Annotated in this window: 9 protein-coding genes; 2 read left to right on the top strand and 7 right to left on the bottom strand. The window is 58.8% G+C overall.

Annotation, left to right across the window (positions count from 1 at the left end; genetic code table 11):
• Positions 1–116: 116 nt before the first annotated feature.
• The 7 genes from J2Y56_RS28210 to J2Y56_RS28180 form a co-directional block, all read right to left on the bottom strand.
• Complete coding sequence (locus J2Y56_RS28210) at positions 117–1043, bottom strand: ABC transporter permease (protein WP_007945907.1); 927 nt, start codon at positions 1041–1043, stop codon at positions 117–119.
• Positions 1043–2146: an ABC transporter permease gene (locus J2Y56_RS28205; RefSeq protein WP_310354084.1), complete on the bottom strand. Its 1104-nt coding sequence runs from the start codon at positions 2144–2146 to the stop codon at positions 1043–1045. Before J2Y56_RS28205 ends, J2Y56_RS28210 begins: the two co-directional genes overlap by 1 nt.
• An 11-nt stretch (positions 2147–2157) precedes the next feature.
• Positions 2158–3723, bottom strand: coding sequence for an ABC transporter ATP-binding protein (locus tag J2Y56_RS28200; RefSeq protein WP_310354081.1), 1566 nt, complete (start codon positions 3721–3723; stop codon positions 2158–2160).
• Positions 3724–4252: 529 nt separating this feature from the next.
• Positions 4253–4834, bottom strand: coding sequence for a YigZ family protein (locus J2Y56_RS28195; RefSeq protein WP_310354078.1), 582 nt, complete (start codon positions 4832–4834; stop codon positions 4253–4255).
• Positions 4835–4841: 7 nt separating this feature from the next.
• Positions 4842–5492, bottom strand: a complete 651-nt coding sequence (locus J2Y56_RS28190) for a TetR/AcrR family transcriptional regulator (protein ID WP_150779770.1) — start codon at positions 5490–5492, stop codon at positions 4842–4844.
• A gap of 87 nt (positions 5493–5579) precedes the next feature.
• Positions 5580–6974: a nucleobase:cation symporter-2 family protein gene (locus J2Y56_RS28185; RefSeq protein WP_310354075.1), complete on the bottom strand. Its 1395-nt coding sequence runs from the start codon at positions 6972–6974 to the stop codon at positions 5580–5582.
• Between the two features lie 134 nt (positions 6975–7108).
• Positions 7109–8029, bottom strand: a complete 921-nt coding sequence (locus J2Y56_RS28180; protein WP_007945899.1) for a LysR family transcriptional regulator — start codon at positions 8027–8029, stop codon at positions 7109–7111.
• A 125-nt stretch (positions 8030–8154) separates the two neighbouring features.
• Here J2Y56_RS28180 and J2Y56_RS28175 point away from each other — a divergent pair, with 125 nt between their 5' ends.
• Positions 8155–9504, top strand: a complete 1350-nt coding sequence (locus tag J2Y56_RS28175; RefSeq protein WP_310354072.1) for an aspartate aminotransferase family protein — start codon at positions 8155–8157, stop codon at positions 9502–9504.
• 65 nt (positions 9505–9569) lie between these two features.
• A complete protein-coding gene (locus J2Y56_RS28170; protein ID WP_150779773.1) occupies positions 9570–11063 on the top strand; it encodes a CoA-acylating methylmalonate-semialdehyde dehydrogenase in 1494 nt (497 codons plus the stop codon).
• Positions 11064–11377 lie beyond the last annotated feature (314 nt).

Genomic DNA, 11377 nt, shown 5'->3' with positions numbered 1-11377 from the left:
GGGCGGGGGCCTTGAACAGGTTCAGTATCCAGTTCGAAGACAGGCTTTTGCAGGATTAACAGCAACGCCGTTTACACAGAATTCAGTACACCCTCTGAGGCCGGTGCAGGCGACCGCTAATGCCCGCTCTGCCACGGCTGCCCCAACGACACCGGCGCATACAACCGCGTCCGCACCGCATCTCGCGACAGCAGCACCAACACCACAATCGTCGCGACGTACGGCAGCATCGCCAGCAGACTCGATGGAATCGCCAGCCCCAACCCCTGCGCCACCAGATGCAGGATGCTGGCGAGCCCGAACAGATACGCGCCCAGCAGCAAACGCCACACTCGCCAACTGGCAAACACCACCAGCGCCAAGGCAATCCAGCCGCGCCCGGCGCTCATATTTTCGGCCCACATCGGCGTGTACGCCAGGGACAGGTACGCGCCGGCCAACCCGGCCATCGCTCCGCCAAACAGTACCGCCAGTGCGCGCACGCCCAATACCGGCAAGCCCATCGCACTGGCGGCATCCGGGTTTTCCCCAACAGCTTGAATGATCAGCCCGACACGGCTTTTCACAATCACCCAGGCCACCAGCGCAAACAGCACGAATGACAGATACACCAACAAATCCTGGGCAAACAGCATCCGCCCGATCAGCGGGATCTCGCTCAAGTAAGGAATCGCCACCGGTTCAAAACCGGCCAATGGTTTACCCACCCATGCGGCACCGATAAACGTCGACAGGCCCACGCCAAAGATCGTCAGCGCCAACCCGGTGGCCACTTGGTTGGCATTGAACACCAGCGCCACCACGGCAAACAGTGATGACAACAACATCCCGGCGAGCATCGCCAACAGCACGCCGAGCCACAGGTTGCCGCTGTTCAGCGCGACGATAAAACCGATCACCGCGCCAAACAGCATCATCCCTTCCTGTCCCAGGTTGAGCACGCCGCTCTTTTCGCAGATCAATTCACCCAGCGCCACCAACAACAACGGCGTACCGCAGCGGACCATGGCGTAGAAAATATTGCTCAGCAGATCGATATCCATCACAGCGCTCCTGCAGGTTCGGTGGCTGGCGCGCGGCGAGCCCAGCGCACGCTCAAACGTGGTCGGTAGAGAATCAGCACGTCGCTGGCCAGCAGGAAAAACAGCATCATTCCCTGGAACAATTGAGTGATGGCTTGTGGCAGGTTCATGCTCATCTGCGCGCTCTCGCCACCGATGTACAACAGCGCCATCAACAGGCTGGAAAACAGAATGCCGATGGGGTTGAGTCGTCCGAGAAACGCCACGGTGATCGCCGCATAGCCGTAGCCGGGCGAGACCTGCGGCACTAACTGGCCGATAGGGCCGGTCACCTCGCACACGCCGGCCAGGCCCGCCAAACCGCCGCTGATCAACAGCGCCAGCCAGATCAATCGTTTCTCGCGAAAGCCCACGAAACCCGCCGCACGCTTGTCCAGCCCCAACACTTTGATCTGAAAACCGACAAAGCTTTTTTGCAGCAACACCCAGACAGCGACCAACGCCAGCAAGGCGAAATACACCCCGGCATGAACCCGACCGTCTTCCATCAATAACGGCAAACGGCTGAAATCACTGAACATCGCCGACTCCGGAAAATTGAACCCGGCGGGATCCTTCAGCGGCCCATGGACACAGAACAGCAGCAGGTTCAGGGCGATGTAATTGAGCATGATGCTGGTGAGGATTTCGTTGGCATTGAACCGGGTGCGCAACCAAGCCGTCAGGCCGGCCCACGCTGCACCGGCCAGAGTGCCAACCAGCAGGACCAACACCAGGGCCCAGCGACTTTGCAGGTCGATGATGTTCACGGCCAAGGCACTGCCGGCCAGCGCACCGAGCAACAATTGACCTTCGGCACCGATGTTCCAGATCCGCGCCTGATACGCCACCGCCAGCCCCAGCGCGCAGAGCAAGATCGGCAACGCTTTGACCAACAATTCCGAGAAGCCATACAAGTCGCTGACCGGTGCGATCAACAAGGTGTGCAAGGTGAGCAATGGATCGTGGCCCAATGCGATAAACAGCAATGAGCCACAGCCCAGCGTCAGCGCCGCCGCCAGCAGCGGCGAACACCACAGCATCAGGCGCGATTGCTGGCCACGGGGTTCGAGAGAAAGCAGCATGTGAAACTCCGTTAAACCGTTGCGGGGGCGAGTGATTGAGGGGCGTCGAACTGGCCGGCCATCCAGCCGCCGACGTCGATCAGGCGCGTGTCGACGGTGGCTCTGAGTGGCGACAACCGACCGCTGCACAAGGCACCGAGTCGGTCGCTGATCTGGAACAATTCTTCGAGGTCTTCGGAGATCACCAGGATCGCCGCGCCGGCATCGCGCAAGGCAATCAGCGCGCGGTGAATGGTCGCGGCGGCCCCGACGTCCACGCCCCAGGTCGGGTGCGCGGCGATCAGCAATTTGGGTTGCTGGAGGATTTCCCGGCCGAGGATGAATTTCTGCAGGTTGCCGCCGGACAGACTGCGCGCCGCTGTTTGAGCATCGGGCGTCTTGACCCCAAAGCGACGGATGATCTCGTCGGCCAACGCTTCGACCTTGCGGCGCTGAATCAATCCGTTGCTGACCAGCCCTTGTTGAAAGGCGGTGAGCAGCGCGTTGTCCGCCAGACTCAAATCCGGCACCGCACCGTGACCCAGGCGTTCAGCGGGAACGAAGGCCAGGCCGAGATTACGACGCGAGTCAGGGCGCAGATGAGCGACCGGTTGCCCTCCGAAACTGATCGTCGCGCCGTCGTTGCGGGTCAGTCGTTCTTCGCCGCTCAATAGTGCGAGCAATTCATCCTGGCCGTTACCCGCGACCCCGGCGATGCCGACGATTTCGCCACCGCGCACCTCTAGGTCGACGTCCTTCAGCGAGCAGCCGAACGGATCAGGATTGGGCCAGGACAATCGGTTGACAGTAAGAAACGCAGCGCCGCCCACCACCTTCGGATAGTCCGTAATCGCCTCGGCCGCTTCACCGACCATCAGCCGCGCCAGTTGCCGGTCCGAGCATTCGGCCGGCAGGCAATGCCCGGCCACTCGCCCGCCGCGCAACACGGTGGCGCTGTGGCACAGTGCCCGGACTTCACCGAGCTTGTGGCTGATAAACAAAATGCTGCAGCCCTCGGCCGCGAGTCGGCGCAAGGTGACAAACAGTTCATCGGCCTCTTGCGGGGTTAGCACCGAAGTGGGTTCATCAAGAATCAACAGGCGGATGTCTTGCATCAGGCAACGAACGATTTCCACCCGTTGCCGCTCGCCAATCGACAGGCTGTGGACAAGTCGCTCCGGTTCCAGCGCCATGCCATAGCGTCGGGACACTTCACGAATCTTCGGTTCCAGCTGTTTCGGTGTGCCGGCTGCCGCGCCCATGGCCAGGGCAATGTTCTGCGCCACGCTCAATGTTTCGAACAGCGAAAAATGCTGGAACACCATACCGATCCCAAGACCTCGAGCCTGGGCCGGGTTGCGCATGGTTACGCGTTGTCCTTGCCAGATCATCTCCCCGGAATCGGCGTGGGTGACGCCGTAAATGATCTTCATCAGCGTACTTTTACCAGCACCGTTTTCCCCGAGCAGGGCGTGGATTTCGCCAGGTGCAATGTTCAGGTCAATGGCATCGTTGGCCAGGCATCCGGGGTAGCGTTTACTGATCTTGCGCAACTGCAGGCGAGGCGTTTGATCGGGGGACGGCACGGGGTTGGGCATGACGGACTCGGGTCGAGGGACGTGATGCCTGGATAAAGCAATTTCCTGGCCACTTAGTCAGGAAAGCTGCTAATCCGAATAGGTGCTGTCCCAGAGGACAATGGGTGCGCCCCATCCACTGCGAATCAGGCACCACTTGAGGGCGATGCTGTTGACCAGGCTCTGATTTTGCCCGTGCGCATTTGGTTGAAAAATGATCAGTAGTTCGCAAGCCATGCCAGCTATGGGGTCGCGATAGCCATGAACGGGTTATCCACAGGTTGCTCCACAGTATTTGTGCGCAAGCTCAAGGGTCGGGCATAAGCACTGAGCGGCTATCTTCTAAAGGTGCTAACCCGAGCTAACTATTTGTTTTTACGTGGATTTAGTGGGAGTGATGGCAGATTGGACGAAAAATGAACAAAGTCCGCAAACCCGCATGGCAGAAGGGTTGCAGGCACCTGTGCTCAGGTTATACACAGCCGGGTGCACAGTAGATGTGGGCAAATTTCCAACCACGGCGGAATAAGCGTGAGCGTTGTTGGTGCGCTCAGTGCTGCAACACAATGCGTCCGCGACTCAAGTCCGCCAGCTGCGTTTGCAGGGTACGGATCTGCGTTTGTCCAACCGCTAATTGCAATTCGACGCCATTGGCGGTGAACGTTTCTTCCACGACCAAACCGCCCAGTTCCGCGACGCGAAGTTTCACCAGCGCCAATTCACTGAAAGCACAGGCGCAGCTGACAGGCACTCGACTGATCAGCTCCACCTTCGGCGCCGTTTGCAGGCACTTGTTGGCGCCGCCGCCATAGGCCCGGGCGAGGCCACCGGTGCCCAATTGAATACCGCCGTACCAACGAATCACCAGCACCGCGACCTGGTCGCAATCCTGCGCTTCGATCGCCGCCAGAATCGGCCGGCCAGCAGTACCGCCGGGCTCGCCATCGTCGTTGCTGCGGTACTGATCACCGAGTTTCCACGCCCAGCAGTTGTGCGAAGCATTGAGATCGCTGTGCTGTTCGAAGAAAGCTTGGGCGTCTGCCGGGCTGGATATCGGCGCGGCGAAGGTGATGAAGCGGCTTTTGCGAATCTCTTCGCGGTACTCGCAAAAATCGCTGAGGGTAAAAGGCATAAGTGTCTTAAATGGCAGGGTTCAGGCCGCAGCCCTTGAGGATGATGCGGATCAGGTTGTTGCCGGCTTCTTCCATATCCTGCTTGGTCAGCTTGGTGCGTCCGCTGACTCGGCAGATCTGGGTCGCGAAGTCGGCGTAATGCTGAGTGCTGCCCCACAACAGGAAAATCAGGTGAACCGGGTCCACCGGGTCCATCTTTCCAGCATCGATCCACGCCTGAAACACGGCTGCCCGCCCCTGGAACCAGGCGCGATAGTCCTGGTTGAAATATTCGGTCAGGCATTCGCCGCCGCTGATCACTTCCATGGCGAAGATCCGCGAGGCTTGTGGCTGGCGCCGTGAGAATTCCATTTTGGCGCGGATATAACGGGTCAATGCCTCGGCCGGGTCATCCTCGGCGGTCAGGGTGTTGAAGGTGCTGTCCCACAATTCGATGATGTTGCTCAACACCGCCACGTACAAACCGAGTTTGTTGGTGAAGTAGTAATGCAGGTTCGCCTTGGGCAACCCGGCATTCTGGGCGATGGTGTTCATGCTGGTGCCTTTGAACCCGTGACGGGCGAACTCGTCTTCGGCGGCTTTGATGATGGTCTCTTCGTTCTTCTGACGAATGCGGCTGGCAGGTTTTCCGCCATGAGCAGGGACTTCAAAGGTCATAGGCAATTCCAGTCGGGTGGGGGGCGCTACCAAGTGCGTTGATAACGCACCCACGGGTTCCAGACAAGTCCCGGTGCGATAAAACCCTTAAGCCTGCTCGACCGGGGCACTTTCTTGAGCGCGGTTGACGCTCTGCACATCAGCCTTCGACTCTGGCAGCAACAAGCACATCAGCAATGCCGTCAAGCCGCCGCTGGTGATCGCTGAATCGAACAGGTTCTGCACCAGTTCAGGCAGCAGATGTAAGAGGTTCGGCTGCGCCGCGATTCCCAGCCCGACACCGAACGAGGTGGCGATGATCAACATGCTGCGACGGTCCAGCGGTGCTTGCGCAAGAATGCGCACGCCAGCCGCCGCGACACTGCCGAACATCACCAGCGTTGCACCGCCAAGCACCGGTTTCGGAGTTTGCTGCAGCATTGCGCCAATCAACGGAAACAGCCCGAGGCAAAACAGCACGACGCCGATGTATAAGCCAACGAAACGGCTGGCGACGCCGGTCAGTTGAATCACGCCGTTGTTCTGCGCAAACGTGGTGTTGGGGAATGCGCTGAAGGTGGCGGCGATCAGGCAACTAATGCCGTCACCGAGTACACCGCCCTTGAGACGCTTGATATAGGAGGGGCCGCTAATCGGTTGACGGGCGAGCATGCAGTTGGCGGTCAGGTCGCCGACTGTTTCGATAGTGCTGATCAGATAAATCAGCGCAACGGGCAGGAAAGCCGTCCAGTCGAAGCTGAATCCGTACCTGAACGGGATCGGAAGACTGACCAGTGGCAAATCAGGCAACGGTTGCGGGATGAGTTTTCCACTGATATACGCCGCGACGCTGCCCAGCACCAATCCGATGACGATGGCCGAGAGACGAATCCACGGTGTGTTTGAACGGTTAAGCAGAATGATCGTCAACAGCACGAACAGCCCCAGCGCCAGATTGCCCGGCGCCCCGAAATCTGCGGCGTTGAAGCCACCGCCAAGGTCGGTGATGCCAACTTTGATCAGACTGATGCCGATCAATGTTATGACAATCCCCGTAACCAGCGGCGTGATCACTCTGCGCAGTTGGCCGATGAAGCGGCTCAGGACGATCTGCACCAAGGCGCCGAAAAAGCACACACCGAAGATCATCGCCAAAATGTCTTCCGGGCTGCCGCCTCGTTGCTTCACCAGGAAGCCAGCCGACAGCACCGCGCCCAAAAACGCAAAACTGGTGCCTTGCAGGCAAATCATCCCGGCACCGATGCCGTACGGCCGGCGCGCCTGAATAAAGGTACCGACACCGGACACCATCAACGCCATGCTGATCAGGTAAGGCAAATGCGCGGTCAAGCCGAGGGCGGAGCCGATCACCAGTGGCGGGGTGATGATGCCGACGAAACTGGCGAGCACGTGTTGCAGGGCGGCGAGTAACGCGGCGAGCGGTTTCGGGCGGTCGTTGAGGCCGTAGATCAAATCGCTGGGGTTTGAGGTTTCTGGCTGCATGGGCGTAGGTCTTCTTTTTTGTAAGCAGGGCTGACGGGCAAGTTCATCCTGCTTTGCAAAAAGCTGTCCAAGTGCTCAGCTTATTTTCTTTTATACAGTCCGAGGTCCTTTGTTTATGCGGCTTTCGTGGGGTTCTAGCGTGTGGCGGCCAGGCTCTCGAGAAAGCTTTCCAGCACCAAATGGGGGCGACGACCCTTGCGGGTGACCGATGCGAGGCTCAGGTCGTAGAAACGCGCGGTGGGTTTCAGCGCTCGCAATCGACCTTGTTGCACCCAAAGGCTGGCGTAGTGGTCTGGCAGGTAACCGATGTACCGACCGGTCAGGATCAGGAACGCCATGCCTTCACGGTCCGAAGCGCTGGCGGTGCAGTTGAGCGCCTGGTAATGGGCCTGGATGTCCGCTGGCAATCGGAAGGTCGGCGCAATTGCGTCCTGGCTGTTGAGCCGTTCATCGTCGAGTTGTTTGTCATCGACATAGAACAGTGGATGGCCAACCGCGCAGTACAGCAGTGAACGTTCACTGTAGAGCGGCTGATATTCCAGCCCCGACAACGCGCTGGCCTGCGGCACGACACCGACATGCAAGCGGCCATCGAGCACGCCTTGTTCCACTTCATTCGGCGCGATCATGCGAATCTGAATCTGCACATCCGGGCCGCGTTCCTTCAGTTGAGCCAAGGCGTGGGTGATGCGCATGTGGGGGAGGGTGACCAGGTTGTCGGTCAGGCCAATGGTCAATTCGCCACGCAAGTGTTGATGCAGGCCGTTGACCTCGGTGCGAAAACTTTCCAGCGCACTTAATAGCTGCAAGGCCGATTGGTACACCTCGCGACCTTCTTCGGTCAGGGAAAAACCGGCGCGACCGCGTTGGCACAAACGCAGGCCGAGGCGCTGTTCCAGATCGCTCATTTGCTGGCTGATGGCCGAGCGACCGATCCCCAACACACTTTCAGCCGCAGAGAAGCCGCCGCACTCGACCACGCTGCGAAAGATCCGCAGCAAGCGGATATCAAAGTCACTGACTTGCGCCAGTGGATCGGGACGACGCGTGCTCATAGTTTAGTGGTAGCCTGAATGAACGTTAGAAAAGTTGGATTTCACCGACTTTATCCCCGTGGCAATTTAGCTGCAAGAACGCTTTTGATCTCTATGCCGCTTATTGCTCTGCGAGGTTTTGCCCGATGAACTTGCCTGAAAACGCCCCGTCTTCCCTGGCCAGCCAGCTCAAGCTTGATGCTCACTGGATGCCTTATACCGCCAACCGTAACTTCCAGCGCGATCCGCGTTTGATCGTGGGCGCCGAAGGCAGCTGGCTGATCGATGACAAGGGCCGCAAAGTTTATGACTCGCTGTCCGGTCTGTGGACCTGCGGCGCCGGGCACACTCGCAAGGAAATCCAGGAAGCGGTATCGAAACAACTGGGCACCCTCGATTACTCGCCAGGCTTCCAGTACGGTCATCCACTTTCGTTTCAGTTGGCTGAGAAAATCACCGACCTGACCCCGGGCAATCTGAACCACGTGTTCTTTACCGACTCCGGTTCCGAGTGCGCTGACACAGCCGTGAAAATGGTCCGCGCTTACTGGCGTCTGAAAGGCCAGGCGACCAAGACCAAAATGATCGGCCGCGCCCGTGGTTACCACGGTGTGAACATCGCCGGCACCAGCCTCGGCGGTGTGAACGGAAACCGCAAAATGTTCGGTCAGGCGATGATGGACGTTGATCACCTGCCGCACACACTGCTGGCGAGCAATGCCTATTCCCGTGGCATGCCGGAGTTGGGCGGAATCGCCCTGGCTGACGAGCTGCTGAAGTTGATCGAACTGCACGATGCATCGAACATCGCCGCCGTATTCGTTGAGCCGCTGGCCGGTTCCGCTGGCGTGCTGGTTCCGCCAAAGGGCTATCTCAAGCGTCTGCGCGAGATCTGCGATCAGCACAACATCCTGCTGGTGTTCGATGAAGTGATTACCGGTTTCGGCCGTACCGGCTCGATGTTCGGTGCCGACAGTTTCGGCGTGACCCCGGACCTGATGTGCGTCGCCAAGCAAGTCACAAACGGCGCGATCCCTATGGGCGCCGTGATTGCCAGTTCCGAGATTTACCAGACCTTCATGAACCAGGCGACGCCTGAGTACGCAGTGGAATTCCCCCACGGCTACACCTACTCCGCGCACCCGGTGGCGTGCGCCGCTGGCCTGGCGGCACTCGACCTGCTGCAAAAGGAAAACCTGGTGCAGAGCGTGGCCGAAGTGGCGCCGCATTTCGAAAATGCGCTGCACGGTCTGAAAGGTTCGAAGAACATCATCGACATTCGTAACTATGGTTTGGCCGGTGCGATCCAGATCGCGCCACGTGATGGCGACGCGATCGTGCGTCCGTTCGAAGCGGGCATGGCGTTGTGGAAAGCCGGGTTCTACGTGCGCTTCGGCGGCGACACCTTGCAGTTCGGCCCAACTTTCAACAGCAAGCCGCAAGACCTTGATCGTCTGTTCGACGCGGTCGGCGAAGTGCTGAACAAGATCGACTGATTTTCTCTTCTATATAGAGGCGCCCTTTTGTGGGGCGCCTGTGGACAACTTTTCAGGAGCGCTACATGAGCCTTATCCCGCATTTGATCAATGGCGAACTGGTGACCGAAGACGGTCGTACGGCCGACGTGTTCAACCCGTCTACCGGCCAAGCGATCCACAAGCTGCCATTGGCCAGCCGCGAAACCATTCAGAAAGCCATCGACTCGGCCAAGGCAGCCTTTCCGGCCTGGCGTAACACGCCGGCGGCCAAACGTGCTCAAGTGATGTTCCGCTTCAAGCAATTGCTGGAACAGAACGAAGCACGTATCGCGCAGTTGATCAGCGAAGAGCACGGCAAGACCCTGGAAGATGCGGCGGGCGAATTGAAGCGCGGTATCGAGAACGTCGAGTTTGCCTGCGCAGCGCCGGAAATCCTCAAGGGCGAATACAGCCGTAACGTCGGCCCGAACATTGATGCCTGGTCGGACTTCCAGCCATTGGGCGTGGTGGCCGGCATCACCCCGTTCAACTTCCCGGCGATGGTGCCGCTGTGGATGTATCCGCTGGCGATCGTTTGCGGTAACTGCTTTATCCTCAAACCGTCGGAGCGTGATCCAAGTTCCACGCTGCTGATCGCTCAGCTGTTGCTGGAAGCCGGCTTGCCTAAAGGCGTGCTGAACGTTGTGCACGGTGACAAGGCTGCGGTGGATGCGCTGATCGAAGCGCCGGAAGTCAAAGCGCTGAGTTTTGTGGGTTCGACACCGATTGCCGAATACATCTACGCCGAAGGCACCAAGCGCGGCAAACGCGTTCAGGCATTGGGCGGCGCGAAGAACCATGCGGTGCTGATGCCGGATGCGGATCTGGATAATGCGGTCAGCGCACTGATGGGCGCGGCGTACGGTTCTTGCGGTGAACGCTGCATGGCGATCTCGGTGGCGGTGTGCGTCGGTGACCAGGTGGCGGATGCGCTGGTGGAAAAACTGGTGCCGCAGATCAAGGCGCTGAAAATCGGAGCGGGCACTACCTGTGGTCTGGACATGGGGCCTCTGGTCACCGGTCAGGCGCGCGACAAGGTCAGCGGGTACGTAGAAGACGGCGTTTCTTCCGGTGCGACCCTGGTGGTCGACGGTCGTGGTTTGAGTGTGGCTGGTCATGAGGAAGGTTTCTTCCTGGGTGGCTGCCTGTTCGATAACGTCACACCAGAGATGCGTATCTATAAAGAAGAAATCTTCGGGCCGGTGTTGTGCATCGTTCGGGTGAACAGCCTGGAAGAGGCAATGCAACTGATCAACGATCACGAATATGGTAACGGTACCTGCATCTTTACCCGTGATGGTGAAGCTGCGCGGTTGTTCTGCGATGAAATCGAAGTGGGCATGGTCGGCGTTAACGTGCCGCTGCCGGTGCCGGTGGCTTATCACAGCTTCGGTGGCTGGAAGCGTTCGCTGTTCGGCGACCTGCATGCGTATGGCCCGGACGGTGTGCGTTTCTACACTCGCCGTAAAGCCATCACCCAACGCTGGCCACAACGTGCGAGCCATGAGGCGTCGCAATTCGCATTCCCTAGCTTGTAAGTAGAAGGGAAGAAGGCCGGCCCCTTGGGGCCGGCCTTCGTGTTTGTGGGCTTTTTTGGCCTATATGACACTATTGTGAAATTAAAGGTTGACGGCAGATTCTGGATGTCTATAATTCGCCCCACTTCCGGCGCAGTCGAAACGGAAAACTCCTTGGTAAACAAAGAGTTAAGCAGTTTTCGGCAGCGGGTTGCTTCAGTTTATCGAAGCGCGAAAAGGAGTTGAAAAAGAGGTGTTGACAGCAGCGTGTAACGCTGTAGAATTCGCCTCCCGCTGACGAGAGATCGAAAGCGCAAGTGGTTGAAGTTGTTAAA

The organism is Pseudomonas sp. BE134, from assembly GCF_031456105.1.
Lineage (GTDB): Bacteria > Pseudomonadota > Gammaproteobacteria > Pseudomonadales > Pseudomonadaceae > Aquipseudomonas.
This window is presented reverse-complemented; position numbering and strand designations above follow the sequence as displayed.

What these genes read in the sequence shown, in the direction of transcription:
- J2Y56_RS28210 (WP_007945907.1), bottom strand. Translation starts at nt 1,043, where the DNA reads ATGGATATCGATCTGCTGAGCAATATTTTCTACGCCATGGTCCGCTGC.
- J2Y56_RS28205 (WP_310354084.1), bottom strand. Translation starts at nt 2,146, where the DNA reads ATGCTGCTTTCTCTCGAACCCCGTGGCCAGCAATCGCGCCTGATGCTG.
- J2Y56_RS28200 (WP_310354081.1), bottom strand. Translation starts at nt 3,723, where the DNA reads ATGCCCAACCCCGTGCCGTCCCCCGATCAAACGCCTCGCCTGCAGTTG.
- J2Y56_RS28195 (WP_310354078.1), bottom strand. Translation starts at nt 4,834, where the DNA reads ATGCCTTTTACCCTCAGCGATTTTTGCGAGTACCGCGAAGAGATTCGC.
- J2Y56_RS28190 (WP_150779770.1), bottom strand. Translation starts at nt 5,492, where the DNA reads ATGACCTTTGAAGTCCCTGCTCATGGCGGAAAACCTGCCAGCCGCATT.
- J2Y56_RS28185 (WP_310354075.1), bottom strand. Translation starts at nt 6,974, where the DNA reads ATGCAGCCAGAAACCTCAAACCCCAGCGATTTGATCTACGGCCTCAAC.
- J2Y56_RS28180 (WP_007945899.1), bottom strand. Translation starts at nt 8,029, where the DNA reads ATGAGCACGCGTCGTCCCGATCCACTGGCGCAAGTCAGTGACTTTGAT.
- J2Y56_RS28175 (WP_310354072.1), top strand. Translation starts at nt 8,155, where the DNA reads ATGAACTTGCCTGAAAACGCCCCGTCTTCCCTGGCCAGCCAGCTCAAG.
- J2Y56_RS28170 (WP_150779773.1), top strand. Translation starts at nt 9,570, where the DNA reads ATGAGCCTTATCCCGCATTTGATCAATGGCGAACTGGTGACCGAAGAC.